The following is a 26,310-nucleotide window of genomic DNA, read 5'->3' as shown; positions in this document are numbered from 1 at the left end:
GGGGGTCCGCCCGCCCCGCCCCCGGGCCGTTTTCGTCACACTCCGTGATCACGGACGGAAGGGGGTCAGGAGGGGCCGAAGCTTGACATCCGTCCGCTCAGTTCGGGCGCCGCGTCCGATATTCGGAGAGTCGCCGAAGTTTCCCGTCAGTACCAAGATTCCCTCAAGCCCCTTAGCGGAACTGGGCGTTCTCACGATGTGAACACCGTGTTACAGACCGCTATGCCCGGATTTACCCGGACCTCTCAGCCCCCGTCGAGCCGTCGGCATAACAAGACAGTCACATCCTTCCCTCGCCGCTCCCCGACCCTCCCCACCTGCGCTTAGAGTCACCGCCAGTCACCGCGCCACTGGGCGCGACCTACTGCACGGCCACGTACCAGCACTCAGTACGGCCCGGCAATCACCAACGGCACCTCTTTGCTCCGCAGCTTCACGGCACCGCCTCGGCAGAGGGGGCCGCGCCAGGGAAAGGACCCTTCGTGCGAAACCGTTCGTTGCTCATACTCACCACCGCGGTCACCGCGGGAGCACTCACTCTCACCGCCTGCGGTTCGCGCGACGACAAGGGCGGCGACGGCGGCTCCGGCAACGGCGGCGTGACCGTCACCATCGGTCTCGACGCCCCGCTCACCGGCGAGCTCTCGGCCCTCGGCCTCGGCATCAAGAACTCCGCCGACCTCGCGGTGAACACGGCCAACAAGAAGGAGTACGTCAAGGGCGTCACCTTCAAGCTGGTCTCCCTGGACGACCAGGCCCAGCCCTCCGCCGGCCAGCAGAACGCCACCAAGCTGGTCGCCGACAAGACCGTCCTCGGCGTGGTCGGCCCGCTGAACTCCGGCGTCGCCGAGTCGATGCAGAAGGTCTTCGACGACGCCAAGCTGGTGCAGGTCTCCCCGGCCAACACCAACCCGGCGCTGTCCCAGGGCCCGAACTGGGCCTCCGGCGACAAGAAGCGCGGCTACAAGTCGTACTTCCGCACCGCCACCACCGACGCCATCCAGGGCCCGTTCGCGGCCCAGTACGTCTTCAAGGACGCCAAGAAGACCAAGGCGTTCATCATCGACGACAAGAAGACCTACGGCGCCGGCCTCGCGGGCACCTTCAAGGGCGAGTGGGAGAAGCTCGGCGGCAAGGTCGTCGGCACCCAGCACATCGACCCCGAGACCAAGGACTTCTCCGCGGTCGCCACCCAGGTCAAGAGCTCCGGCGCGGACGTCGTCTACTACGGTGGCGAGTACCCGGCCGCCGGCCCGCTGGCCAAGCAGATCAAGGAGGCCGGCGCCAAGGTCACCGTCGTCGGCGGTGACGCGCTCTTCTCCCCCGAGTACGTCAAGCTGGCGGGTGCCGCCGCGGCCGAGGGCGACATCGCCACCTCCGTCGGCGCGCCGATCGAGTCCCTCGCCTCCGCCAAGGAGTTCCTGGACAACTACAAGGCCGCGAACTACAAGGAAGCCTTCGAGGCATACGGCGGCTACTCCTACGACTCGACCTGGTCGATCATCGAGGCCGTCAAGAAGGTCGTCGACGGCAACGGCGGCAAGCTCCCCGAGGACGCCCGCTCCAAGGTCGTCGACGCCCTGCAGGGCGTCTCCTTCGAGGGCGTGACCGGCTCCGTCGCCTTCGACGAGTTCGGTGACACCACCAACAAGCAGCTGACCGCCTACCAGGTCAAGGGCGGCGCCTTCGCCCCGGTCAAGTCCGGCACCTTCGGCGAGTGACCGAGCACTCCGGCAGCTGAACCCTCAGCTCCACCCCACTCAGCACCACCTTTCACCGCGCGGGGGGCCGCACACAACCGGCACCCCGCGCGGTGTCATATCCGTCGAAAGTCTCGGAGGACAATGCGGTGAACGAACTGCCGCAGCAGCTGGTCAACGGCCTGCTACTGGGATCCATGTACGGGCTGGTCGCCGTCGGCTACACGATGGTCTACGGCATCGTCCAGCTCATCAACTTCGCCCATGGCGAGATCTTCATGACCGGCGGCTTCGGTGCCCTCACGGTCTGGCTCATCCTGCCCGGCGGCACCAGCATGTGGGTCGCGCTCCCCCTCATGATCATCGGTGCCGTGATCGTCGCGACGACGATAGCCGTCGGAGCGGAACGGTTCGCCTACCGCCCGCTCCGCGGAGGCCCGCGGCTCGCACCGCTCATCACGGCCATCGGCCTCTCGCTCGCCCTGCAGTACGCCGTCTGGGTCTGGTACCCGGAGGCCAAGTCCGCGCGCACCTTCCCGCAGATCCCCGGCGGCCCCATCGAGCTGGGCCCGGTCACCATCCAGACCGGTGACGTCTTCCTCGTCATCGCGGCCCCGATCTGCATGGCCTTCCTCGCCTTCTTCGTCATGCGCACCCGGACCGGGCGCGGCATGCAGGCCACGGCGCAGGACCCGGACACCGCGAAGCTCATGGGCGTCAACACCGACCGCATCATCGTGATCGCGTTCGCCCTCGGCGCCATCTTCGCCGCCGTCGGCGCCGTCGCCTACGGCCTCAAGTACGGCGTCGTCGACTACAAGATGGGCTTCCTCCTCGGACTCAAGGCGTTCACCGCGGCCGTCCTCGGTGGCATCGGCAACATCTACGGCGCCATGATCGGCGGCCTCGTCCTCGGCGTCGCCGAGACGATGGCGACCGCCTACGTCGACCAGATCCCCGGTATGGAGCAGCTCGGCGGCCAGTCCTGGGCCAACGTCTGGGCCTTCGTACTCCTCATCGTCGTCCTCCTCGCCAGGCCCCAGGGCCTGCTCGGCGAGCGCGTCGCGGACAGGGCGTGAGCACCATGACCACCATCTCCGAGAACCCCAAGGCACCCACCGCCGAGGAGACCGCGAAGACCGCCGACCGCGGCCTGATCGGCTTCCTCCCGGAGCGGATCGCCCGCGCCGTCGTCCTCGCCGGCGCCGTCCTGACCGTGGCCGGCTGCTTCCTCGCCTGGACCTGGGACCACACCTTCCCGGGCGACCTCACCGTCTACGGCTACCCGGCCGGTCTCCAGCTCCAGGTCCTCGTGACCGGCGTGCTGACCGCCGTCTTCGCCCTCTCCTCCTACGGGATCAAGGGCACCGGCTGGCTGACCCCGGCCGGCGCCGACGCGGCGGTCCGCTTCGGCGCGCTCGCCACCTTCGCCACCACGTGGTTCACGGTCGGCGCGATCGGCATCGAGCTCGGCGGGCTCGTCAACCTGGAGCCCGGCGGCGTGGTCGTCGCCGTCACCTCCCTCGTCACCCTGCTGGCCGCGCTCTGCCTGCCCTTCACCCGCCCGGCCGTGCTGCCGGTCGACCCGGAGGACACCGGCTGGGACCAGTTCAAGCACCGCGCCGGCAACGGCTGGACCTCCTTCAAGGCCGCCTTCGCCGCCCCGCGCCCGGCCCGGAAGCTCCCGCCGCTCCCGTCCGCCGTCGAGATCCTGATCATCGCGGTCGCCCTCGGCATCGCGCTCAGCGTCTTCACGTACGGCATCGGCACCGAGTACGACGAGCTGTTCCTCGGCTTCCTGATCACGGCCGGCCTCGGCTTCGCCGCGATCAGCGCCTCCGGCCTGCTCAAGCAGCTCACGCAGCTCACCGCCAAGCACCAGAACCTGTCGATCGCGGGCGCCTTCATCGCCGCGGCGCTGTTCCCCTTCACCCAGACCGACGACCAGTACGCGACGCTCGGCGTCTACATCCTGATCTTCGCCACGGTGGCCCTGGGCCTGAACATCGTCGTCGGCCTCGCCGGTCTGCTCGACCTCGGCTACGTCGCCTTCCTCGGCGTCGGCGCCTACGCGGCGGCCCTCGTCTCGGGCGCCCCGACCTCCCCCTTCGGCGTGCACTTCCCCTTCTGGGCGGCGATCCTCGTCGGCGCCGCGGCCTCGGTCGTCTTCGGCGTCCTGATCGGCGCCCCGACCCTGCGGCTGCGCGGCGACTACCTCGCCATCGTCACGCTCGGCTTCGGTGAGATCTTCCGCATCACGGTGATGAACACCGACGGCACCTCGGGCCCGGACATCACCAACGGCTCCAACGGCATCGCGTCCATCCCGAACCTGAACTTCTTCGGGTTCGACTTCGGCCAGGCGCACACCATCGCCGGCTTCACCATCGGCCGCTTCGCCAACTACTTCTTCCTGATGCTGCTGATCACCGCGGTCGTCGTGCTGGTCTTCAAGCGCTCCGGCAACTCCCGCATCGGCCGCGCCTGGGTCGCGATCCGCGAGGACGAGACCGCCGCGCTGGCGATGGGCATCAACGGCTTCCGCGTGAAGCTGATCGCCTTCGCCCTCGGCGCCGGCCTCGCCGGTCTCGCCGGCACGGTGCAGGCCCACGTCACCTACACGGTGACCCCGGAGCAGTACCTCTTCGCCGGTCCGATCCCGCCCAACTCCGCCTTCCTGCTCGCGGCCGTCGTCCTCGGCGGCATGGGCACGATGAGCGGCCCGCTGGTCGGCGCGGCCCTGCTCTTCCTCATCCCGAACAAGCTCCAGTTCATGGGCGAGTACCAGCTCTTCGCCTTCGGCGTCGCGCTCGTGCTGATCATGCGCTTCCGTCCGGAGGGCATCATCGCGGACAAGCGGCGTCAGCTGGAGTTCCACGAGCACGAAGAGAAGAACGAGCCGGCCGCTACGCCCGCCAAGGCAGGTGTCTGAACCATGACGACGACCACCACCAAGGCCGGCGCCGCCGCGGAGCCGGCCGCCCGCGAGACCGTGCTCGACGCACGCGGGGTCACCATGCGGTTCGGCGGACTGACCGCCGTCCGCGATGTGAACCTCACCGTCAACAGCGGCGAGATCGTCGGTCTGATCGGCCCCAACGGCGCCGGCAAGACCACCTTCTTCAACTGCCTGACGGGCCTGTACGTGCCCACCGAGGGCGAGGTCCGCTACAAGGGCCAGGTCCTGCCGCCGAAGTCCTTCAAGGTCACCGCCGCCGGCATCGCCCGTACCTTCCAGAACATCCGTCTCTTCAACAACATGACGGTCCTGGAGAACGTGCTCGTCGGCCGGCACACCCGCACCAAGGAGGGCCTCTGGTCCGCCCTGCTGCGCGGCCCCGGCTTCAAGAAGGCCGAAGCGGCCTCCGAGAAGCGGGCGATGGAGCTCCTGGAGTTCATCGGCCTCGCGCACAAGGCGCAGCACCTCGCCAAGAACCTGCCGTACGGCGAGCAGCGCAAGCTGGAGATCGCCCGCGCGCTGGCGAGCGACCCGGGCCTGATCCTGCTGGACGAGCCGACCGCCGGCATGAACCCGCAGGAGACCCGGGCGGCCGAGGAACTCATCTTCGCCATCCGGGACATGGGCATCGCCGTGCTCGTCATCGAGCACGACATGCGGTTCATCTTCAACCTGTGCGACCGGGTCGCCGTGCTCGTGCAGGGCCAGAAGCTGATCGAGGGCGACAGCCAGACCGTCCAGAGCGACGAGCGGGTCATCGCCGCGTACCTCGGCGAGCCGATCGACGAGACCCCGGCGGCGAAGACCCCGGCGGCCGAGGCCGAGACGGCCGACGCGGCGGCGGACGAGGCCGCGTCGGGTGACGACACCTCCGACGACGCACCGGCGGACGACGCACCGGCCGAGGACGCTCCGGCGGACGACGCCGGCGCCGACGACGCTCCGGCGGAGGAGACCCCGGCCGAGGACGACACCCCGGCGGACGCGGCCAAGACCGCGAAGGACGCCGCTCCGGGCAAGGAGAACGACGCATGACCGCACTGCTCGAAGTCGAGGACCTGCGCGTCGCCTACGGAAAGATCGAGGCCGTCAAGGGCATCTCCTTCTCCGTGGAGGCGGGCGAGGTCGTCACCCTCATCGGCACCAACGGCGCCGGGAAGACCACCACCCTGCGGACCCTCTCCGGGCTCCTCAAGCCGGTCGGCGGACAGATCAAGTTCGAGGGCAAGTCCCTCCGCAAGATCCCCGCGCACAAGATCGTCTCGCTGGGTCTGGCCCACTCCCCCGAGGGCCGGCACATCTTCCCGCGCATGACCATCGAGGAGAACCTGCTCCTCGGCGCCTTCCTCCGCAAGGACAGCGCCGGCATCGCCAAGGACGTGCAGCGCGCCTACGACCTCTTCCCCATCCTGGGCGAGCGTCGCAAGCAGGCGGCGGGCACGCTCTCCGGCGGTGAGCAGCAGATGCTCGCCATGGGCCGGGCCCTGATGTCCCAGCCGAAGCTGCTCATGCTCGACGAGCCCTCCATGGGCCTCTCGCCGATCATGATGCAGAAGATCATGGCGACGATCGCCGAGCTGAAGTCCCAGGGCACCACGATCCTGCTCGTCGAGCAGAACGCCCAGGCCGCGCTGGCGCTCGCGGACCACGGTCACGTGATGGAGATCGGCAAGATCGTGCTCTCGGGCACGGGCGGCGACCTCCTCCACGACGAGTCCGTCCGCAAGGCGTACCTCGGCGAGGACTGACCGCCCGTACGGCACGAGAAGGCCCGCCCCGCATCGCGCGGGGCGGGCCTTCCGCCGTGTACGGGGCCGGGGCTACTGCCCCTTGGCGGCCTTCTTCTCCTCGGCGTCCTCGATGACGGCCTCGGCGACCTGCTGCATGGACAGGCGGCGGTCCATGGAGGTCTTCTGGATCCAGCGGAAGGCGGCCGGCTCGGAGAGGCCGTACTGGGTCTGGAGGATCGACTTGGCGCGGTCGACCAGCTTGCGGGTCTCCAGACGCTGGGAGAGGTCGGCGACCTCCTTCTCCAGGGCGCGCAGCTCGGCGAAGCGGGAGACCGCCATCTCGATGGCGGGCACCACGTCGCTCTTGCTGAACGGCTTGACCAGGTAGGCCATGGCGCCGGCGTCGCGGGCGCGCTCGACGAGGTCGCGCTGGGAGAAGGCGGTGAGCATGAGGACCGGGGCGATGGACTCGCCGGCGATCTTCTCGGCGGCGGAGATGCCGTCGAGCTTGGGCATCTTCACGTCGAGGATGACGAGGTCGGGGCGGTGCTCGCGGGCCAGCTCGACGGCGGTCTCGCCGTCACCGGCCTCGCCGACGACGGTGTAGCCCTCCTCCTCCAGCATCTCCTTGAGGTCGAGGCGGATGAGGGCCTCGTCCTCGGCGATCACGACGCGGGTGGTCAGCGGCGGGACGTGGGACCCGTCGGCGTCGTCGGCGGGCTGGGGCGACTCGGGGGCGGTCACGGGAGCTCCTCGTTGCGGGGCAGAACTGCTGCTACATGAGCCTACCTAGGTCCTGTATGTTTGAGACACGGCAGGTTGCCAATGACCTTCGTTTCGAAGGACGCCCCGGTAGCCCAGCGGAAGAGGCGATGGTCTCAAACACCATTCAGCGTGGGTTCGAATCCCACCCGGGGCACTCCTCCTTCGATTCAAAGGGAGACCAGCCGTTGGGAATCCGTCACCCGCGCGCGTGAAGTCCGGTCATCCGCACCCGCAATCGGGAATGACGCGACCATTTTCGACCACATGTACGACGTCGATACGCGCCAGCAGGCGCTCGCTCTCGTCACCCAAGGCCGAAGCCTGAGCTCTGTCAGCAGGCAGACCGGGATATCCCGCGCCGCCATCCGCAGTTGGCAGGCGCGCCCCCCACCTCGCTGCCGCCACTTCCCGCCTTGCGCACGGTGCCGCCCCGCGCCCGGCGCGCCCGACCCGGCCAGGAGGCCGCCGCGTCCCTGCGCGCGGTGTTCCCGGAGCATGCGGTCGGCTGGGTACACCGACCCCTACAACGTCTCCGTCGCCCGCAAGGCGTCCGTCGCGCTGATGGACGCCCACGTGGGCCCCAAGCACTGATCAGCGTGTCAGTTCACGCCCGCGCCGGGGGCCAGTTGAGGATCGCCTTCGGTCGGGGCGGCGCGTAGGTCCGCACCTTCGAGGTGGTCAGGCCGAGGCGTACGAGGGATTCCGCGATGGTCACGGCCGCGCTGACGCCGTCCACGACGGGGACGCCCGTGCGGGCGACGACCCGTTCGGCGAGGCCGGCCATGCCGCCGCAGCCCAGGCAGATCACCTCGGCGCGGTCGTCCTCGACCGCGCGGACCGCCTGCTCGACGATGGCCTCCACCGTGTTCCCCTCGTCCTCTTCCAGGGCCAGGACGGGGAGGCCGCTGGCGCGGACCGAGGCGCAGCGGGCGGCGAGGCCGGCGATGTGGAGGCGTTCCTCGATCAGGGGGACCGTGCGGTCGAGGGTGGTGACGACGGAGTAGCTGCGGCCCAGGTAGAGGGCGGTGGTGGCGGCGGCCTCGGTGATGTCGACGACGGGGACGTCCAGGAGTTCCTGGAGGCCCTCGCGGCCGTGTTCGCCGTATCCGGCCTGGATGACGGCGTCGAAGGGTTCGGGGTGGGCGCGGACGGTCTCCATCACGGCGACGGCGGCGAGGTAGCTCTCGTAGTTGCCCTCGACGGACTCGGCTCCGAAGGCGGGGGTGAGCGGGACGATCTCGGTGCCGGGTGAGGCCGCGGCCGTCGCCTGCCTGCCGATGGCGTCGGTGATGGACCGTGTGGTGTTGACGTTGACGACGAGGATGCGCATCGGGCGGCTTTCGGTAGGAGGGCGGCTCATTCGGCGGCGACGGCGATGGCTTCGCCGTCCACGTCCCTGATGGGGGCGGTGCGGTCGGCGATCGCGGCGTAGACCCCGGCGCCGAGGAGGGCGCCGACGAACCAGGAGAAGCCGGCGACGGCGTGGAAGGTCGGGAGGAGGGCGACGGCGACGGCGACGGCGGCGCTGGGCACGAAGGCGGCGACGGCTCGGGGGTTGAAGCCGCGGCGGTAGTGGTACTCGCCGGCCGGGTCCTCGCTGTACAGGTCGGGCACGTTGATCCTGGCCTTCCTCAGCAGCCAGTAGTCGGCCATGATCACGCCGAAGAGCGGGCCGAGGAGGGCGCCGAGTCCGCCGAGGAAGTAGTTGACGACGACGGGGCTGTTGTAGAGGTTCCAGGGCAGGATCGCCAGGCCGAGGACCGCGCTGACCGCGCCGGCCTTGCGGAAGTCGAGCTTCCGGGGGAAGAGGTCGATGAGGGCGTAGATCGGCGCCACGAAGTTGGCCAGGAGGTTGACGGCGACGGTGAGGGCGATCAGGGCGAGGGAGGCGAGGGCGAGGAGCGCCATGTTGGGGATGGTGCGGACGATGTCGGTGGGGCTGGTGATGACCCGGCCGTCGAGCTTGAACTGGGCGCCGCTGAGGGCGATCACGATGACGGCGAAGAACAGCATGTTCACGGGGATGCCGACGACGTTGCCGCGGACGATCGAGGCGCGGCTGCGGGCGGAGCGGGTGAAGTCGCAGAAGTTGAGGACGAAGGTGCCGTAGATGACGACCCAGAGGGCGGCGGCCTGGAGGATCTGGAGCCACATCGCGCCGCCCGTGAGCGGGGCGTCGACGGAGAAGGAGATCGAGCCGTCGGCCCGGACGAACATCCAGACGGCGAGGGCGCTCATGGTGATCAGGGTGGTCGGTGCGGCGAAGGCCATGTAGCGGCGGATCATCTGCATGCCGTAGCTGACGATGGCGAGCTGGATCGCCCAGAGGGCGAGGAAGGTGATCCAGCCGAGGGCGGACTGGCCGAGGAAGGAGTTGTCGTCGAGCTCGCCCAGTCCGGGGAACATCGCGATCAGCAGGGCGCTGAGGACGGTGGAGGCGAGGTAGGTCTGGATGCCGAACCAGGCGATGGCGACGATGCCGCGGACGGCGGCCGGGATCTTGGCGCCGCGGATGCCGAAGGCGATGCGGCTCATGACCGGGAAGGGGACGCCGGTCTTGTGGCCCATGAAGCCGGAGAGGGTGAGGAGCAGGAAGAGCAGGACCGAGGCGAGGACGAAGGCGGCCAGGATGCCCCAGACGTTGAGGCCGAGGGCGAAGAGGCCGATGGCGAAGGCGTAGTTGCCGAGGCTGTGCACGTCGTTGGCCCAGAGGGTGAAGACGTTGTACGCGCCCCAGCGCCGGCCTTCCTTCTTGGTGGGGGCCAGGTCGTAGGTGTAGAGGACGGAGCTGGTGGTTCCGTCGGCCGGTGTCGCCGTCTCGGGCGGCCGGGTGGAGTCCAGGGCGGTCATCAGGGGCCCTCACAGGTGCTCTGGGTCGCCGTGTGGCAGGGGGGTCCGGCGACCGAGGGAGGTTGGGGGCGGGCATTCGGACGTTTCCACAAAGTGGAAGCCGATTTCCGCGCAACAGAACGTAGTTTTCGCCGAGAGGACCCGTCAAGGGTTCCCGGTCCGTAACTTCCGATTGGCATGCCAATCGGGCCGGGAACGCCAGAACCCCGCCACCGAGGCTGGTGGCGGGGTTCTTTTCGGTATACCGTCGCGCGCGGTCCCTGCGGAGGGGCGGTGCTCGCGCCTACGAGAGCGGGTCTCCGATGTGGTGGACGCGGACGAGGTTGGTGGACCCGGAGACGCCGGGCGGGGAGCCGGCGGTGATCACCACGATGTCGCCCTTCCTGCAGCGCCCGATCCGCAGCAGCTCCTCGTCGACCTGGGCGACCATGGCGTCGGTGGAGTCGACGTGCGGGCCGAGGAAGGTCTCGACGCCCCAGGTCAGGTTGAGCTGCGACCTCGTCGCCGGGTCCGGGGTGAAGGCGAGGAGCGGGATGGGCGAGCGGTAGCGGGAGAGCCGCCGCACGGTGTCGCCGGACTGGGTGAAGGCGACCAGGAACTTGGCGCCGAGGAAGTCGCCCATCTCGGCGGCGGCCCGGGCCACCGCCCCGCCCTGGGTACGGGGCTTGTTCCGCTCGGTCAGCGGCGGCAGCCCCTTGGCGAGGACGTCCTCCTCGGCGGCCTCCACGATCCGGCTCATGGTGCGGACGGTCTCGACCGGGTGCCGGCCGACGCTGGTCTCGCCGGAGAGCATCACGGCGTCGGTGCCGTCGATGACGGCGTTGGCGACGTCGGACGCCTCGGCGCGGGTGGGCCGGGAGTTCTCGATCATCGAGTCGAGCATCTGGGTGGCGACGATGACGGGCTTGGCGTTGCGCTTCGCCAGCTTCACCGCGCGCTTCTGGACGATCGGGACCTGCTCCAGCGGCATCTCGACGCCGAGGTCGCCGCGGGCGACCATGATGCCGTCGAAGGCGGCGACGATCTCCTCGATGTTCTCGACCGCCTGCGGCTTCTCGATCTTGGCGATGACCGGGAGGCGGCGGCCCTCCTCGTCCATGATCCGGTGGACGTCCTCGATGTCCCGGCCGGAGCGGACGAAGGAGAGGGCGATGACGTCGGCCCCGGTGCGCAGCGCCCAGCGGAGGTCCTCGACGTCCTTCTCGGAGAGCGCGGGGACCGAGACGGCGACGCCCGGCAGGTTGAGCCCCTTGTGGTCGGAGACCATGCCGCCCTCGACGACCCGGGTGTGCACCCGGGGGCCCTCGACGGAGGTGACCTCCAGGGTGACGCGGCCGTCGTCGACGAGGATCCGCTCACCGGCGGTGACGTCGGCGGCGAGGCCGGAGTAGGTGGTGCCGCAGCAGTGGCGGTCGCCCTCCATCGGCTCGACGGTGATGGTGAACTCGTCGCCGCGTTCAAGGAGTACCGGCCCCTCGCGGAAGCGGCCGAGCCGGATCTTCGGGCCTTGAAGGTCGGCGAGGACTCCGACGCTGCGGCCGGTCTCGTCGGCCGCCTTGCGGACCCGCTGGTAACGCTCCTCGTGCTCGGCGTAGGTGCCGTGGCTGAGGTTGAGGCGGGCCACGTCCATACCGGCTTCGACCAACGCCTTGATCTGGTCGTATGTTTCGGTGGCGGGCCCAAGGGTACAAACGATTTTCGCTCGGCGCATGAGGCGAGCCTAGGGCCTTACCCATCAGTAGCCGGGGGGATGGGCATGACTACTCAACAACCTTTCCGTGAAACGTTGTTGACAAGACTTGAATCTGTGCGCCGCACTGCTCCGATGAGCGTTTTTCACGCCCCCGGACCCTCCGTCTCAGAGTGCGGGCGGCAGCATCGTGAACCGCGCGACGACCTCGGCGGTCACCTCCTGCCGCTGCGGTTCGAGGTCGAGGGAGGGAGCCCCTCCGGCGTCCTCCTCCGCGAAGGAGGCGGCGGCCGGGTAGAAGCCGCCCCGCCGGAAGGCGCCCTGCTCCGCCGACCCGGCGTCCGACAGTTCGAGGAGTGAGCCCAGCGAGGTGCCCAGCGCCTCGGCGTAGGCGCGCGCCCGCCGCACGGCCTCCGTCACCGCGAGCCGGCGCGCCTCGGCGTGGGCCGGCGAGTCCGGCCGCAGCTCCCACCACGGCCCGTTGACCTCCGTCTGTTCCCGGTCGGCGAGTTCGGGCACCAGCTCGCCGAGGGCGGTGAAGTCGGTCAGTTCGACGGTGACCCGGACGTGGCCCCGGTGGACCCGCGCCTCGCCCTTCCCCCGGCGGGGCCGCTCGGGGGCGACCGAGAAGCCGCCCGTCTCCAGCTTGGACACGGCCGCCCCGCGTGCCTTGATCAGGTCGAGGACCTCGGTGTTGCGCCGCGTGAGGTCGGCGAGCACACCGGCCCGGTCCGCGCCTCGCGCGGTGACGGCCACCGCGATCCTGGCCAGCTCGGGCTCGACTTCGAGGCGGCCCTCGCCACGGACCGTCACCTGCGGGGTCTCGGGGGTGGGATGGGCGTGCGTCACGTCGTACTCCTCCTGGCCGGGGACCGACGGCACCGATGACCGGTGCCATACGAACACTTTCCCACTCCGTAACCCGAAAGGGCTGTTGCCGCAGAAAGGTCTGAGCCAGAATCTACGCGCGTTGTGCACCTGACAGCGCGCCACGAACCGAGGAGTACGCACATGCCGCTGAACCGCCGGACCTTCCTGGAGAGCTCCGCCGCCATCGGAGCCGGGGCCGCCCTCACGGCCGGGGCCGCCTCCCCCGCCGCGGCGCACGGACACCGCCCCAGGCCGGCCAAGCGGTACTCCTTCACCGTCATGGGCACCACCGACCTGCACGGCAACGTCCTCAACTGGGACTACTTCACGGACAAGGAGTTCGACGACAAGGCCCACAACGACGTCGGCCTCGCCAAGATCTCCACCCTGGTGAACCAGGTCCGCGCCGACAGGGGCCGCCGCAACACCCTCCTCATCGACGCCGGCGACACCATCCAGGGCACCCAGCTCTCGTACTACTACGCCAAGATCGACCCCATCACCCGCAAGGGCGGCCCGGTCCACCCGATGGCCCAGGCCATGAACGCCATCGGCTACGACGCCGCCGCGCTCGGCAACCACGAGTTCAACTACGGCATCCCGGTGCTCCGGAAGTTCGAGGAGCAGTGCGACTTCCCGCTGCTCGGCGCCAACGCGCTCGACGCGCGGACGCTGCGCCCGGCCTTCCCGCCGTACAGCCTCCACCGGATGCGCACCCCGCACGGCAGGGACGTCAGGGTCGCGGTCCTCGGTCTGACCAACCCCGGCATCGCGATCTGGGACAAGGCCAACGTCCACGGCAAGATGGTCTTCCCCGGCCTGGAGGAGCAGGCCGCGAAGTGGGTGCCGAAGCTGCGCTCCATGGGCGCCGACGTGGTGATCGTCTCCGCGCACTCCGGCTCCAGCGGCACCTCTTCCTACGGCGACCAGCTCCCCCACGTCGAGAACGCCGCGGGTCTCGTCGCCGAGCAGGTCCCCGGCATCGACGCGATCCTCGTCGGCCACGCCCACACCGAGATCCCCGAGTACCGGATCGCCAACAAGGAGACCGGCCGGGAGGTCGTCCTCTCCGAGCCGCTGAAGTGGGGCCAGCGCCTCACCCTCTTCGACTTCGACCTCATGTGGGCGAAGGGCCGCTGGACGGTGGAGAAGGTCGCCGCCCGGGTCCTCAACTCCAACACCGTCGAGGAGGACCCGAAGATCACCGGCCTCCTCGCCGACGAGCACAAGAAGGTCGTGGAGTACGTCAACACGGTCATCGGCACCTCCACCGCCGCCATGACCACGGCCGACGCGCCGTGGAAGGACGAGCCGATCATCGACCTGATCAACGTCGTGCAGGCCGAGACCGTGAAGGCGGCGCTGGCCGGCGGGGAGTACGCCGCCCTGCCCGTGCTCTCCCAGGCGTCCTGCTTCTCCCGGACCGCCCGCATCCCGGCCGGCGCGATCACCATCAAGGACGCCGCCGGGCTCTACCCCTTCGAGAACACTCTGGAGGCCCGCCTGATGACGGGCGCCCAGCTGAAGGAGTACCTGGAGTACTCGGCGAGGTACTACGTCCGGACCCCGGCGGGCGCCCCCGTCGACACCGCGAAGCTCACCAACGCGGACAACACCCCGGACTACAACTACGACGCCGTCTCCGGGCTCACCTACGAGATCGACATCGCCCGGCCCGCCGGGCAGCGGATCACCGGCCTCGCCTTCGCGGGCGAGCCGCTCGACCCGGCGGCCCGGTTCGTCCTCGCCGTCAACAACTACCGGGCCGCCGGCGGCGGCGCCTTCCCGCACGTCGCCGACGCCCCGCAGCTGTGGGCGAACTCGGACGAGATCCGCAACACGATCATCCAGTGGGTGCGGGCCAAGGGGACCGTCGACCCGGGGCAGTTCGCGTCGGTGGACTGGAAGCTGACCCGGGACGGCGTGCCGTTCTTCTAGTCCTCCCGCCGTACGTCGCTACTGCTGCACGAGAGGCGTCAGCTTCCGGCCCTGGGCCGGGATGCCGGGCGCCTCTCGCGTCTCCAGGCCGAAGCGGGTGAAGGCGGTGCGCTCCGGCAGGGGGTACGGCTCCTTCCCCGTCACCGCGTTGAGGATGACCGCGCTGCGCCAGGCGGCCAGACCCAGGTCCGGGGCGCCCACGCCGTGGGTGTGGCGCTCGGCGTTCTGCACGTACACGGAGCCGGTGACCGAGGGGTCGAGCACCAGCCGGTACCGCTCGTCGATCTTCGCCCGGCCCGCCGAGTCGTGCCGCAGATACGGGTCGAGGCCGGCCAGCATCCGGTCCACCGGGCGCTCCCGGTAGCCGGTGGCGAGGACGACGGCGTCGGTGGTGAGCCGGGAGCGGGAGCCCTGCTGGACGTGTTCCAGGTGCAGCTCGACCTGGGTGGTGGCGACCCGGCCCGCCGTGCGGACCCGGACGCCGGGGGTGAGGACGGCGTCCGGCCAGCCGCCGTGCAGGGTGCGGCGGTAGAGCTCGTCGTGGATCGCGGCGATGGTGTCCGCGTCGATGCCCTTGTGCAACTGCCACTGGCGGGGCATCAGTTCGCCCCGGACGGGTTCCGGGAGGGCGTGGAAGTAGCGGGTGTAGTCGGGCGTGAAGTGCTCCAGGCCCAGCTTCGAGTACTCCATGGGCGCGAACGCCTCGGTGCGGGCGAGCCAGCTGATCCGCTCGGCGCCGGCCGGGCGGGCCCGGAGCAGGTCGAGGAAGACCTCGGCGCCGGACTGGCCGGAGCCGATCACGGTGACGTGGCCGGCGGCGAGCAGCCGCTCCCGGTGGACGAGGTAGTCGGCGGAGTGGATCACCGGGACGCCCGGGGCGTCGGCGAGCGGGCGCAGCGGCTCGGGGACGTACGGCTCGGTGCCGACGCCGAGGACCACGTTGCGGGTGTAGGCGCGGCCGAGGGCGGCGGCCTCGCCGTCCTGGTCGAGCTGGGTGAAGTCGACCTCGAACAGCTTTCGTTCGGGGTTCCAGCGGACCGAGTCGACCTGGTGGCCGAAGTGGAGGCCGGGGAGCCGCTCGCTGGCCCAGCGGCAGTAGGCGTCGTACTCGGCGCGCTGGATGTGGAACTTCTCCGCGAAGTAGAAGGGAAAGAGGCGCTCGCGGGCGCGCAGGTAGCTGAGGAAGGACCAGGGGCTGGCGGGGTCGGCGAGGGTGACCAGGTCGGCGAGGAAGGGGACCTGGAGGGTGGCGCCCTCGATGAGGAGGCCGGGGTGCCAGTGGAAGGCGGGGCGCTGTTCGAAGAAGGTGGCGGCGATGCCGCCGGGGACGCCGTCGGCGAGGGCGGCGAGCGAGAGGTTGAACGGGCCGATGCCGACGCCGACCAGATCGTGCGGGCGGTCGAGGTCCTGCTGGGGGGTGCTGCCGGTCATCGGTCGGTGCCGCCTTCCGCGAGTTCCACGAGGGAGATGAGCTGGGCCAGGTCGTCGGGGGTGGTGTGGGGGTTGAGGAGGGTGGCCTTCAGCCAGAGCCGTCCGTCCGCCCGGGCGCGGCCGAGGACGGCCCTGCCCTCGGTGAGGAGGGTGCGCCGGATCGCGGCGACCCGGGTGTCCTCGGCGCCGGCGGGGCGGAAGAGGACGGTGGTGAGGGCGGGCCGGGCGCGCAGTTCCAGGCCGGGGGCCTTCTCCACCAGGTCGGCGAGGTCCTGGGCGCGCTCCATGCAGAGGTCGGTCAGGGCGCCGAGGCCGGTGCGGCCGAGGGCGCGCAGGGTGACGGCGGCCTTGAGGATGTCGGGGCGGCGGGTGGTGCGCAGGGAGCGGCCGAGGAGGTCGGGGAGTCCGGCTTCGGTGTCGTCGCCGGCGTTGAGGTAGGCGGCGGTGTGGGCGAGGGCGGCGAGGTCGGCGGGGTCGCGGACGGCGAGGAGTCCGGCGGCGGCCGGCTGCCAGCCGAGTTTGTGCAGGTCGAGGCTGACGGTGCGGGCCCGGTCCAGGCCGTCCAGGAGGTGGCGGTGGGTGCGGCTGAGGAGGAGCGGGCCGCCGTAGGCCGCGTCGACGTGCAGTTCGGCGCCGTGGGCGGCGCAGGCGTCGGCGAGTTCCGGCAGGGGGTCGATCAGGCCCTCGTCGGTGGTGCCGGCGGTGGCGGCGAGGAGGACGGGTCCGTCCAGGCCGGCGAGGGCGCGGGCGACGGCCTCGGGGTCGAGGACGCCCTGCGGGGCGGGGAGGGTGACGGGCTCGGGGAGGCCGAGGAGCCAGGCGGCGCGGCGGACGGAGTGGTGGGTGTGGGCGCCGGTGACGGTGGTGAGGGCGGGGCCGTGCCGTTCGCGGGCGAGGAGGAGGGCCAGCTGGTTGGCCTCGGTGCCGCCGGTGGTGACGAGGGCGTCGGGCCGGGCGGCGGAGGGGAAGACCTCGGCGGCGAGCGCGGCGGTGACCTCCGCTTCGAGGGCGGAGGCGGCCGGGGCCTGGTCCCAGGAGTCCATGGAGGGGTTGAGCGCGGTGGCGGCCAGGTCGGCGGCGGCGGCGACGGCGAGCGGCGGGGTGTGCAGGTGGGCGGCGCAGAGCGGGTGGGCGGGGTCGGCGGCGCCCGCGGCGACCAGGTGGACCAGGGTGCGCAGGGCTTCCTCGGGCCCGCCTCCGGTCTCGGGGAGTACGGCTCCGAGTGTGTCGCGGACCCGTGCCGTGACGGCGGCGGGCCCGCCGGCGGGGAGCGGCCCGCCGCGTTCCTCCGCGCCGGTGCGCAGGGCGTCCAGGGCGATGCCGAGGAAGCGGCTGAGCGGGGTGGTGTGGGCGGCGAGGGGTGGCGGGGGTGCGGCACGCATGGACGACAGGGTGCCGGGGCGCCACCCCGCCTGTCCGGCGACCCCGAGGACGTGACCCGAACGGGGGACGGACGCTTGCGGCTTCGCAGGTGGGGGGCTCGGGCCCGCCCCCGGCGCGGGCGGCACCGGGGGGCTCGGGCACAGCCGACGGTGCGCGCGGCGCCGGGGCGGGCGGGCGGCGCCGGGGCGAGCGGGCGCGGCCGGCGCGGGCGGCGCCCGGGGGGCTCGGGCACGCCCCGGTGTGCGTGGTGCCGGGGTGCGCCGGTGTCGCCCGGCCGGGCGCGGCGCCTGGGTGCGCCGCGCCCGGTGGGGTCAGCCCTCGCGGACGCGCAGCGCGCGGGCGAGGTCGTCGAGCTGGTCGGCGAGCTTGCGGTGGAGGGCGGGGATCATGGTGCCGTCGGCGAGCCGGTGTTCGCCGAGGGCGAGGGAGCCGGCGTCGATCGCGTACGCGGGGAAGGCGTGGCGGCCGGCGGCTTCGGCCATGGCGGGGCCGCGGCGGTCGCCGAGGGCGATGGCGGCGTCGTAGAAGCGCTCGACGTACTCCTCGGTCAGGCCGGCCTGTTCGGGCTGCCAGAAGCCGAGGGCGGTGGCGGTGAACAGGTAGTTCGACAGGTCGTCGGAGTCGAACATGGCGGCCCAGGCGGTCGCCTTGGCCGCCGGGTCGGGCAGGGAGGCGCGGCAGCGGGCGGCGCCCTCCTGGCCGGTGGCGCTGGGGTCGCGTGCCAGTTCGGCGGCGATGGCGGTCTCGTCGGTGGCGCCGAGGACGGCGAGGCGGGCGAGGATGCGCCAGCGGAGCTCGGGGTCGAGTTCGGGGCCGCCGTGGACGGTGCCCTCGTCGAGCCAGGTCGCGATCTGGTCGGGGGTGGTGGCGCTGTCGATGAGGGCGCGGACGGCGGTGAGGCGAAGGCCGGGGTTGTCGCCGTCCTCGGTGCGGCGGAGCAGGGCGCGGGCGATCTCGCGGAGGCCGGCGAGGGCGGCGGGGCGCTGCTCGGCGGTGACGTACCGGTCGGCGACCTGAGTGCGGGCGAAGGCGAGGACGCCCTGGACGATGCCGAGTTCGGTCTCCTCGGGGAGGTGGGCGAGGGCGGACTCCAGGTAGTCGGCGGGGAGCAGTTCGCCGTCGCGGACCATGTCGCGCATCGCGTTCCACACGACGGCCCGGGTGAGCGGGTCGGGGACGCGGGAGAGGCCGCGGAGGGCGGACTCCTCGGAGACGTCGTCGAAGCGGAGCTTGGCGTAGCTGAGGTCGCCGTCGTTGAGGACGACGAGGGCGGGGCGGGCGCCGGTGAGCCGGACGGGCTCGGGCTGGGGCACGTCGAGGGCGACGCGCTCGCGGAGGACGAGTTCGCCGTCGGGGCGGCGGTCGTAGAGGCCGGCTTCGATGCGGTGGGGGCGGCTGCCGGCGCGGTCGGCGGTGAGGTCCCAGCGGTTGCCCTCGCCGGTGAGGCGGGGGGTGAGGGTGTCGACGCCGGTGGTGCGGAGCCACTGTTCGGCCCAGGCGTGGACGTCGCGGTCGGTGGCGGCGGCGAGGTTGTCGATGAAGTCGGCGAGGGTGGCGTTGCCGAAGCGGTGGCGCTTGAAGTGGATGTTGATGCCGGCGAGGAAGTCCTCCTCGCCGAGCCAGGTGACGAGCTGGCGGAGCGCGGAGGCGCCCTTGGCGTAGGAGATGCCGTCGAAGTTGAGGAGGGCGGAGGCGGTGTCGGGGACGGCCTCGGGGTCGGGGGCGACGGGGTGGGTGGAGGGGCGCTGGTCGGCGTCGTACCCCCAGGACTTGCGGGCGACGCCGAAGTCGATCCAGGTGTCGGCGAAGAGGTCGGAGCACGCCTCGTTGATGGTCTGGTAGCCCATGTACTCGGCGAAGGACTCGTTCAGCCAGATGTCGTCCCACCAGCGGAGGGTGACGAGGTCGCCGAACCACATGTGGGCCATCTCGTGGGCGATGACCATGGCGCGGGTCATCCGCTCGGTGGCGGTGACGGCGGAGCGGAAGACGAATTCGTCGCGGAAGGTGACGAGGCCGGGGTTCTCCATGGCGCCGGCGTTGAACTCGGGGACGAACGCCTGGTCGTAGGAGTCGAAGGGGTAGGGCTCGTCGAACTTCTCGTGGTAGCGGTCGTAGCACGCCTTGGTGACGGCGATGATCTCGTCGGCGTCGGCGTCGAGGTGGGGGGCGAGGGAGCGGCGGCAGTGGATGCCGAAGGGCAGTCCGGCGTGCTCGGTGCGGATCGAGTGCCAGGGGCCGGCGGCGACGCAGACGAGGTAGGTGGAGAGCGGCGGGGTGGGGGCGGCGGTCCAGCGGCCGTCCTCCTGGCGTTCGGTGATGCCGTTGGAGAGGACGGTCCAGCCTTCGGGGGCGGTGACGGAGACCTCGAAGACGGCCTTGAGGTCGGGCTGGTCGAAGGCGGCGAAGACGCGCTGGACGTCCTCCATGAAGAGCTGGGTGTAGACGTAGGACTCGCCGTCGGTGGGGTCGAGGAAGCGGTGCATGCCCTCGCCGGTGTGCGAGTAGCGCATGGTGGCGGTGAGGGTCAGCTCGTGCTCGCCCTCGGTGAGGGTCAGGGGGAGCCGGTTCCCGTCGAGGGCGGCGGGGTCGAGGGGCTTGCCGTCGAGGGTGACGGCGTGGAGGGTGTCCGGCTTGATCTCGACGAAGGTGTCCCCGGCGGAGCGGGCGGTGAAGCGGACGCGGCTGGTGGACCCGAAGGTCTCGTCGCCGCCGGTGAGGTCGAGGTCCACCGTGTAGTGGTGGACGTCGAGCAGCTGGGCACGGGTCTGCGCTTCGTCGCGCGTCAGTACGGACATGGGCCCTATGCTGCCCGATCGTCCGGTCGGCGGGCAGGGGTGGTGCCGAAGGTGATCGCCGGGCCGGTCGCGGAGGCGTCAGGCGAGGCCGGTGCCGTCGAGGTGGGCGAAGGCGGCGGTGATGCGGGGCCGGTCGTAGCCGGAGGGTCCCGCGGCGCCGCTGGAGACGAGGGCGGCGAGCAGCAGCCGGGCCTTGGCGGGGTCGAGCGGGCCGGCCGGGACGAGGCCGTGGTGGAGGAGGTCGTGCTCGGAGCCGGGGCCGCGGTAGGTGTCGCTGAGGCCGGTGCCCGCCCCGGTGCGGGAGGCGAGGACGACGGGGATGCGGCGGGCGGTCTCCGCGAGGGGTTCGACGAGCCAGGCGGGGGCGTGGCCGGCGCCGAAGGCGGCGACGACGAGGCCCTGGAAGCGGTCGTCGACGGCGGAGAGGAGTTCGCCGCGGTCGCCGAGGCTCAGGGTGAGCAGGGCGATGCGGACGGTGGGGTCGTAGGAGAGCCGGCAGGGGGTGGTGGGGACGGCGGGGCGGAGCAGGATCCGCGGGGTGCCCTCGACGACGGTGCCGAGCGGGCCGGCGCCGGGCGAGGCGAAGGTGGCGAGGGAGGTGGTGTGGGTCTTGCGGACGTGCCGGGCGGCGTGGATCTCGTCGGCGAGGACGACGAGGACGCCGAGGCTCCGGCAGGCGGGGTCGGCGGCGACGGCGAGCGCGGCGGCGAGGTTGGCGGGGCCGTCGGCGCCGGGCAGGTCGGGGCGGCGCATGGCGCCGGTGACGGCGATGGGGGCCCGGTCGGTGGGGCAGAGCAGGTCGAGGAGGAAGGCGGTCTCCTCCAGCGTGTCAGTGCCCTGGACGACGACGACGCCGGAGCCCGCGGCGACGGTCTCGTTCACCTCCCCGGCGAGGGCGGCGAGGTCCTCGGGGGTGAGGGAGGAGGAGGGGAGCCGGCGGAAGTCGCGGAGCTCGACGTCCTCGGGGGCGCCGAGGGCAGCGAGCACCTCGGGGCCGGTCATGCGGGACGCGTCACCGCCTCGCGCGGAGATGGTTCCTCCGAGGGTGAAGACCGTGACGCGGGTCATCAGTGTGCTCCGTCCGCGATCGTCTCGTGGTGGCGGATGACCTCGGCGATGATGAAGTTCAGCAGTTTCTCCGCGAAGGCCGGGTCCAGTTTCGCGCTCTCGGCGAGTTCGCGCAGCCGGGCGATCTGGCGGGCCTCGCGGGCCGGGTCGGCGGGCGGCAGCTGGTGGCGCGCCTTGAGGACGCCGACCTGCTGGGTGCACTTGAAGCGTTCGGCGAGCATGTGGACGACGGCGGCGTCGATGTTGTCGATCGATTCGCGCAGCCGGGTCAGCTCGGCGCGGACGGACGGGTCGATGTCGTGGGCGTCGTTCCTGGTGTCGCTCATGGTCAGCGAGCTTAGACGGAGTCCGTGCCGAGGGTCGGAGGGTGTTCGGGATCCGGTACGCGGTCGCTCCAGCCGCCGTGCACGGCACGGCCCTGCTGCTCGCGGAAGCGGACGGGGGCGAGTCCGACCCTTCGGGTGAAGAGCCGGGAGAAGTAGGCGGGGTCGTCGTAGCCGACGCGGCGGGCGACGGAGGCGACGGGGAGTTCGGTGGCGGCGAGGAGTTCCTTGGCGCGGCCGAGCCGGACGGTGAGCAGGTAGTCCTTGGGGCTGCATCCGGCGGCGCGGCGGACGGCGGTGCGCAGCTCGGTGGCGGTCATGCCGTGCCGGGCGGCGTGTTCGGCGACGGAGAGGGGCTGGAAGGCGTCGCGGGCGAGGCCGGTGAGGACCGGGTCGGCGTCGGCGTCGGTGTCGGCGCGGGCGCGGCGCAGGGCGACGAGGAGTTCGTGGACGGCGGCGGCGGTCTCGACCTCCAGGAGGGGGTTGCCGGGGCGGGCGGCGCGGGCGATGCGGCCGATGGCGGCGCGGGCGGGGGTGGCGTCGGCGAGCGGGACGACGGGCCGGTCGGGCTCGATGTAGCCGAGCTCGGTGTAGGTGGTGGCGGCGGGTCCGGTGAAGTCGACGAAGGACTCGTCCCAGCCGGTGGCGGGGTCGGCGCCGTAGTGGTGGGGGACGCCGGGGGTGAGCCAGAGCAGGGCGGGGGCGGCGACGGGGGTGGTGCGGCCGTCGGCGGAGCGGTACCAGCCGCCGCCGGCGGAGACGAGGACGGCGACGTGGTGGTCGAGGGTGCGGGGGCCGACGACGGGGAGGCGGCCGTGCTGGAGTCCGACGCCGAGGCAGACGAGGCCGAGCCGGTGGTGGACCGGGCCGGGGGTGAAGTAGCGCATCCACGTGTGGTACATCCGCCGGCCTGCCCTTCCGCGCGCCTTCCAATGTCCAAACTGCGACGATCTTTGTCCATGGACCGGCCCGCCGCCAGGGGGTGAGGGTGAGGCCATGAGCACGTTCGCTGTGGGTGACGAGGACTTTCTGCTGGACGGGCGGCCGGTGCGGCTGCTGTCGGGGGCGCTGCACTACTTCCGGGTGCACGAGGGGCACTGGGGGCACCGGCTCGGGATGCTGCGGGCGATGGGCCTGGACTGTGTCGAGACGTACGTGCCGTGGAACCTGCACGAGCCGGAGCCGGGCCGGTACGCGGATCCGGAGGCGCTGGGCCGGTTCCTGGACGCGGTGGCGGCGGCCGGGATGCGGGCGATCGTGCGGCCGGGGCCGTACATCTGCGCCGAGTGGGAGAACGGCGGGCTGCCGCACTGGCTGACGGGGCCGCTGGGCCGCCGGGTGCGGACGCGGGACCCGGAGTACCTGCGGGCGGTGGAGTCGTGGTTCCGGCGGCTGCTGCCGCAGGTGGTGGCCCGGCAGGTGGACCGGGGCGGGCCGGTGGTGATGGTCCAGGTGGAGAACGAGTACGGGAGTTACGGGAGTGACGCCCGCTATCTGGAGTGGTTGGCGGGGCTGCTGCGGGAGTGCGGGGTGTCGGTGCCGCTGTTCACCTCGGACGGGCCCGAGGACCACATGCTGACGGGTGGTTCGGTGCCGGGGGTGCTGGCGACGGCGAACTTCGGCTCGGGTGCGCAGGAAGGCTTCGCGGTGCTGCGCCGGCACCGGCCGTCGGGGCCGCTGATGTGCATGGAGTTCTGGTGCGGCTGGTTCGACCACTGGGGCACGGAGCACGCGGTGCGGGACGCGGCGGACGCGGCGGAGGCGCTGCGGGAGGTGCTGGAGTGCGGGGCGTCGGTGAACGTCTACATGGCGCACGGGGGTTCGAACTTCGGCGGCTGGGCGGGCGCGAACCGCTCCGGCGGGCTGCACGACGGGCGGCTGCTGCCGACGGTGACCTCGTACGACTACGACGCGCCGGTGGACGAGTGGGGGCGGGCGACGGAGAAGTTCCACCGTTTCCGGGAGGTGCTGGGGCCGTACGCGGCGGGTCCGCTGCCGGAGGTGCCGGAGACGCCGGCCCGGCTGGCGGCTCCGGTGCGGGCGGAGGCGGCCGGCTGGGCGCCGCTCGGCGCGGTCATGGAGGCGCTGGGCGGGGAGGAGACCGAGTCGGGGGTGCCGCCGACCTTCGAGGAGCTGGGGGTGGACCGGGGGGTGGTGCGGTACCGCTTCTCCGTGCCGGGGCCCCGGCAGCCGTATCCGCTGGCGGTGACGGGGCTGCGGGACCGGGCGCAGGTGTGGGTGGACGGCGTCTTCGCCGGGGTGCTCACGGAGGAGGACGCGGTGCTGCCGGAGCCGGTGGCGGGGCCGGCCGTGGTGGAGCTGTGGGTGGAGTCGCTGGGCCGGGTGAACTACGGGCCGCGGCTCGCCGAGGCGAAGGGGATCACCGGCGGGCTGCTGCACGAGCGGCAGTACGTGCACGGGGTGCGGGCCCGGGGGCTGCGCCTCGACGCGGTCACGGCGGAGGGGGTGGGCCGGGTGCCGTTCCGGGAGCCGGCCGGGCGCCCCGGCGGGCGGGGTCTGTACCGGGCCTCGGTGGAGGTCGCGGGCGCGGGTGACGCGGAGCTGCGGCTGCCGGGGGCGGGCCGGGGCTTCGTCTGGGTGAACGGTTTCTGCCTGGGCCGGTACTGGCCGGCGGCGGGCCCGCAGGAGGGGCTGTTCGTGCCGGGTCCGGTGCTGCGGGAGGGCGCGAACGAGGTGTGGGTGCTGGAGCTGGAGCCCGCGGCGGGGGGCGGCGGGCCGGAAGCGGTGGAGCTGTCCTGAGGATCAGCGAATTAAATAAGCGGATCAAGCGCGGAGCGGGTGGAGCTGTCCTGAGGATCCGCGCATCGGACAGGGGGGTCACGCGGAGGGGCCCCGGGGCGCTGTGCCGCCCCGGGGCCCCCGTCCCGTGGGGGTTACAGCGTGGCCGCGGCGGACTTGATCGCGGCGGCGAAGGTCGAGACCTCGGTGTAGACGCCGGGGTAGTCGGGCCGCGCGCAGCCCTGGCCCCAGCTCACGATGCCGACCTGGACCCAGGCGCCGGCGTTGTCCTTGCGGAACATCGGGCCGCCGGAGTCGCCCTGGCAGGTGTCGACGCCGCCCTGCGGGTAGCCGGCGCAGATCTCCTCGGACGGGACGAGGTCGCTGCCGTAGGAAGCCTGGCAGGAGGCGTCGGAGACGAAGGGGACGTTCGCCTTGAGCAGGTAGCGCTGCTGGCCGCCGCCCTCGCGGGCCGCGCCCCAGCCGGCCACGGTGAAGGTGCCGCTGTTGTACGCGGTGGTCTCGGCGAGCTTCAGGGTGGGCAGCGAGGTGATGGGGCTGGCGAGCTTGATGAGCGCCCAGTCCTTGCCCTTGCCGTTGTAGCCGGGGGCTCGGTAGATCTTGGTGGAGCGGACCTTGATGGCGCTGCTCGACTGGAGGTCCACGACGCCGGCGGTGGCGGTGATGGACGTGTTGTTGCCGGTGGCGCCGACGCAGTGGGCGGCGGTGAGGACGACCTGAGGGCTGATCAGGGAGCCGCCGCAGCCCATGGAGAGCCGGACCATCCAGGGGAACTCGCCCTGGGCGGCGCGGGTGCCGCCGACGACCGGGTTGGGGGCCGCGGTGGCGCTGGAGACGGGCTGGAGGCTGAGGGCGGCGAGCGCGACGGCGCCGGCGGCGGCGAGTTTCTGCAGGGTGCGGACGAGTCGGTTCTTCTGCACGGTCTGCCTTCTCTCGTGGGGGGTTTCCTGCATGGGGGGTTGCGGCCCTGACGGCGGGTCGCCCATGGCACGCGGGACGGCACGCACCGACCGCGATGACATGAGCCCGTCAAGGCATGTCCGGATTATGGACAGCTCTCAACTGCCGCCACAAGGAAGCCTTTTCGGCCAGCCCCGGAGTCGGACCGTACAGTGGGAGCGGGGGTGGAGCGCGCATGACGGACCGCCGTGGGGCCGACCGGGTCGGCCAGGACACCCATGGGGTGGAGCACGGCTTCCCCCACCGGGAGGCCGTACGGGCCTCGCTCACCGCGCTCTACCGGCGCCTCGGACCCACCGGCGTCGGCCGGTACGCGACCAGCGTGACCGCCGCCGACGTGGCCCTCTCCCCCGGCGAGGACCCCCTCCTCGGCGCCACCCGGGTCGCCGGCGTCCTGGTGCGCCATCTGCGCCTCCCGGAGGCGCCGGCGGTCGTGACGTTCCGGCGGATGGAGCACGCCGCCACCGTGGAACCGGCCGCGGGACCCGAGTACGCCGTCGAGCTCAACGAGCGCTTCCGGGGCCGCCCCCGGGACATCGGCGCCGCCCTCGCCCACGAGCTCGCCCATGTGCTGCTGCACCGGCTCGGCCTGGGCTTTCCCGACACCGGGCGGAACGAGATCCTCACCGACGTGACGACCGCCTACCTCGGCGCCGGATGGCTGCTTCTCGACGCCTTCCGGCAGGACGGCGCCGAGAGCCAGAAGCTCGGCTACCTCACACCGGAGGAGTTCGGCTGGGTGCTCGCGCAGCGGGCCGAGCTCTTCGGCGAGGACCCCTCCCCCTGGTTCACCAGCGCGGTCGCGTACGAGGCGTGGCGGCGCGGCCGGGCCGAGGCCGCCCGGGAGCGGCGGCTGCCGCCGCTGGCCGGGGCGGGGTGGGCGGACCGGCGCCGCTACGCCCGCGAGCGGCGGCTCGGCCGGGCGGCGCCGGGCGCCCCGTACGCCTTCGACGGCGGCGCCCCGGCGACCGCGGTGGCCTTCCCCTGCCCCGTCTGCCGCCAGCGGCTCCGCGTCCCGGCCGGCCGCCCGCTGCGGGCCCGCTGCCGGCTCTGCGGGACGGTCCTCGACTGCGCCGGGTGAAAAT

General features: G+C 72.0%; 20 protein-coding genes, 1 tRNA gene and 1 pseudogene. 10 read left to right on the top strand and 12 right to left on the bottom strand.

Annotated features, from left to right (window positions below):
* Positions 1-482 precede the first annotated feature (482 nt).
* The 5 genes from ACIGHB_RS15505 to ACIGHB_RS15485 all read left to right on the top strand — a co-directional run bounded on the left by ACIGHB_RS15505 (position 483) and on the right by ACIGHB_RS15485 (position 6,407).
* Entirely contained in the window at positions 483-1,721 is a 1,239-nt protein-coding gene (locus tag ACIGHB_RS15505) for a branched-chain amino acid ABC transporter substrate-binding protein (RefSeq protein ID WP_360314844.1), read from the top strand.
* 128 nt (positions 1,722-1,849) lie between these two features.
* The gene (locus tag ACIGHB_RS15500) at positions 1,850-2,779 is read left to right on the top strand and encodes a branched-chain amino acid ABC transporter permease (protein ID WP_189850607.1); all 930 of its coding nucleotides are present in this window, start codon (positions 1,850-1,852) and stop codon (positions 2,777-2,779) included.
* The gene (locus ACIGHB_RS15495; protein ID WP_399913325.1) at positions 2,776-4,632 is read left to right on the top strand and encodes a branched-chain amino acid ABC transporter permease; all 1,857 of its coding nucleotides are present in this window, start codon (positions 2,776-2,778) and stop codon (positions 4,630-4,632) included. Before ACIGHB_RS15500 ends, ACIGHB_RS15495 begins: the two co-directional genes overlap by 4 nt.
* Before the next feature lie 3 nt (positions 4,633-4,635).
* A complete protein-coding gene (locus ACIGHB_RS15490) occupies positions 4,636-5,694 on the top strand; it encodes an ABC transporter ATP-binding protein (protein WP_399913322.1) in 1,059 nt (352 codons plus the stop codon).
* Complete coding sequence (locus tag ACIGHB_RS15485; protein ID WP_351100020.1) at positions 5,691-6,407, top strand: ABC transporter ATP-binding protein; 717 nt, start codon at positions 5,691-5,693, stop codon at positions 6,405-6,407. Before ACIGHB_RS15490 ends, ACIGHB_RS15485 begins: the two co-directional genes overlap by 4 nt.
* A gap of 72 nt (positions 6,408-6,479) precedes the next feature.
* On the opposite strand, the gene ACIGHB_RS15480 is transcribed toward ACIGHB_RS15485, so the two are convergent.
* On the bottom strand, positions 6,480-7,133 hold the full coding sequence (locus tag ACIGHB_RS15480; RefSeq protein WP_360314851.1) for a response regulator: 654 nt from the start codon (positions 7,131-7,133) through the stop codon (positions 6,480-6,482).
* Positions 7,134-7,235: 102 nt separating this feature from the next.
* Between ACIGHB_RS15480 and ACIGHB_RS15475 the strand changes: the two genes are divergently transcribed.
* Both ACIGHB_RS15475 and ACIGHB_RS15470 read left to right on the top strand, forming a co-directional pair.
* Positions 7,236-7,308, top strand: a tRNA-Leu gene (locus ACIGHB_RS15475).
* Positions 7,309-7,418: 110 nt separating this feature from the next.
* Positions 7,419-7,601, top strand: a pseudogene (locus tag ACIGHB_RS15470) (helix-turn-helix domain-containing protein); the annotation flags it as partial.
* Positions 7,602-7,758: 157 nt separating this feature from the next.
* On the opposite strand, the gene ACIGHB_RS15465 reads toward ACIGHB_RS15470, so the two are convergent.
* The 4 genes from ACIGHB_RS15465 to ACIGHB_RS15450 all read right to left on the bottom strand — a co-directional run bounded on the left by ACIGHB_RS15465 (position 7,759) and on the right by ACIGHB_RS15450 (position 12,543).
* Positions 7,759-8,484 carry an aspartate/glutamate racemase family protein gene (locus tag ACIGHB_RS15465; protein ID WP_399913318.1) on the bottom strand — a complete coding sequence of 242 codons (726 nt, stop codon included), beginning with the start codon at positions 8,482-8,484 and terminating at the stop codon, positions 7,759-7,761.
* 26 nt (positions 8,485-8,510) lie between these two features.
* The gene (locus tag ACIGHB_RS15460; RefSeq protein ID WP_399913315.1) at positions 8,511-10,004 is read right to left on the bottom strand and encodes an NCS1 family nucleobase:cation symporter-1; all 1,494 of its coding nucleotides are present in this window, start codon (positions 10,002-10,004) and stop codon (positions 8,511-8,513) included.
* 283 nt (positions 10,005-10,287) lie between these two features.
* Positions 10,288-11,715: a pyruvate kinase gene (gene pyk, locus ACIGHB_RS15455; protein WP_360314857.1), complete on the bottom strand. Its 1,428-nt coding sequence runs from the start codon at positions 11,713-11,715 to the stop codon at positions 10,288-10,290.
* 147 nt (positions 11,716-11,862) lie between these two features.
* Positions 11,863-12,543 carry an SIMPL domain-containing protein gene (locus tag ACIGHB_RS15450; protein ID WP_360314859.1) on the bottom strand — a complete coding sequence of 227 codons (681 nt, stop codon included), beginning with the start codon at positions 12,541-12,543 and terminating at the stop codon, positions 11,863-11,865.
* A 162-nt stretch (positions 12,544-12,705) separates the two neighbouring features.
* On the opposite strand from ACIGHB_RS15450, the gene ACIGHB_RS15445 reads away from it, so the two are divergent.
* A complete protein-coding gene (locus tag ACIGHB_RS15445; protein ID WP_399913312.1) occupies positions 12,706-14,502 on the top strand; it encodes a bifunctional metallophosphatase/5'-nucleotidase in 1,797 nt (598 codons plus the stop codon).
* Between the two features lie 18 nt (positions 14,503-14,520).
* Here ACIGHB_RS15445 and ACIGHB_RS15440 read toward each other — a convergent pair whose 3' ends face one another.
* The 6 genes from ACIGHB_RS15440 to ACIGHB_RS15415 all read right to left on the bottom strand — a co-directional run bounded on the left by ACIGHB_RS15440 (position 14,521) and on the right by ACIGHB_RS15415 (position 22,407).
* Positions 14,521-15,933: a lysine N(6)-hydroxylase/L-ornithine N(5)-oxygenase family protein gene (locus ACIGHB_RS15440; RefSeq protein ID WP_399913309.1), complete on the bottom strand. Its 1,413-nt coding sequence runs from the start codon at positions 15,931-15,933 to the stop codon at positions 14,521-14,523.
* A complete protein-coding gene (locus ACIGHB_RS15435) occupies positions 15,930-17,315 on the bottom strand; it encodes a pyridoxal phosphate-dependent decarboxylase family protein (RefSeq protein ID WP_399913306.1) in 1,386 nt (461 codons plus the stop codon). Before ACIGHB_RS15435 ends, ACIGHB_RS15440 begins: the two co-directional genes overlap by 4 nt.
* Positions 17,316-17,627: 312 nt before the next feature.
* The gene (gene pepN / locus ACIGHB_RS15430) at positions 17,628-20,114 is read right to left on the bottom strand and encodes an aminopeptidase N (protein ID WP_399913303.1); all 2,487 of its coding nucleotides are present in this window, start codon (positions 20,112-20,114) and stop codon (positions 17,628-17,630) included.
* A gap of 78 nt (positions 20,115-20,192) precedes the next feature.
* Positions 20,193-21,182, bottom strand: coding sequence for an asparaginase domain-containing protein (locus ACIGHB_RS15425; RefSeq protein ID WP_399913300.1), 990 nt, complete (start codon positions 21,180-21,182; stop codon positions 20,193-20,195).
* Complete coding sequence (locus ACIGHB_RS15420) at positions 21,182-21,508, bottom strand: chorismate mutase (protein ID WP_360322043.1); 327 nt, start codon at positions 21,506-21,508, stop codon at positions 21,182-21,184. The genes ACIGHB_RS15425 and ACIGHB_RS15420 overlap by 1 nt, the downstream gene beginning before the upstream one ends.
* Before the next feature lie 11 nt (positions 21,509-21,519).
* Entirely contained in the window at positions 21,520-22,407 is an 888-nt protein-coding gene (locus ACIGHB_RS15415) for an AraC family transcriptional regulator (protein ID WP_360322046.1), read from the bottom strand.
* A gap of 94 nt (positions 22,408-22,501) precedes the next feature.
* Here ACIGHB_RS15415 and ACIGHB_RS15410 point away from each other — a divergent pair, with 94 nt between their 5' ends.
* Positions 22,502-24,265, top strand: a complete 1,764-nt coding sequence (locus ACIGHB_RS15410; protein ID WP_399913295.1) for a beta-galactosidase family protein — start codon at positions 22,502-22,504, stop codon at positions 24,263-24,265.
* A 134-nt stretch (positions 24,266-24,399) separates the two neighbouring features.
* On the opposite strand, the gene ACIGHB_RS15405 is transcribed toward ACIGHB_RS15410, so the two are convergent.
* On the bottom strand, positions 24,400-25,218 hold the full coding sequence (locus tag ACIGHB_RS15405; RefSeq protein WP_399913292.1) for a S1 family peptidase: 819 nt from the start codon (positions 25,216-25,218) through the stop codon (positions 24,400-24,402).
* Between the two features lie 182 nt (positions 25,219-25,400).
* Between ACIGHB_RS15405 and ACIGHB_RS15400 the strand changes: the two genes are divergently transcribed.
* Positions 25,401-26,306 carry a hypothetical protein gene (locus ACIGHB_RS15400; protein ID WP_388869823.1) on the top strand — a complete coding sequence of 302 codons (906 nt, stop codon included), beginning with the start codon at positions 25,401-25,403 and terminating at the stop codon, positions 26,304-26,306.
* Positions 26,307-26,310 lie beyond the last annotated feature (4 nt).

It is taken from the genome of Streptomyces sp. NPDC085460, from assembly GCF_044541975.1.
GTDB lineage: Bacteria > Actinomycetota > Actinomycetes > Streptomycetales > Streptomycetaceae > Streptomyces.
The sequence above is the reverse complement of the archived record's forward strand: the minus strand, read 5'-3'. Positions and strand labels throughout refer to the sequence as shown.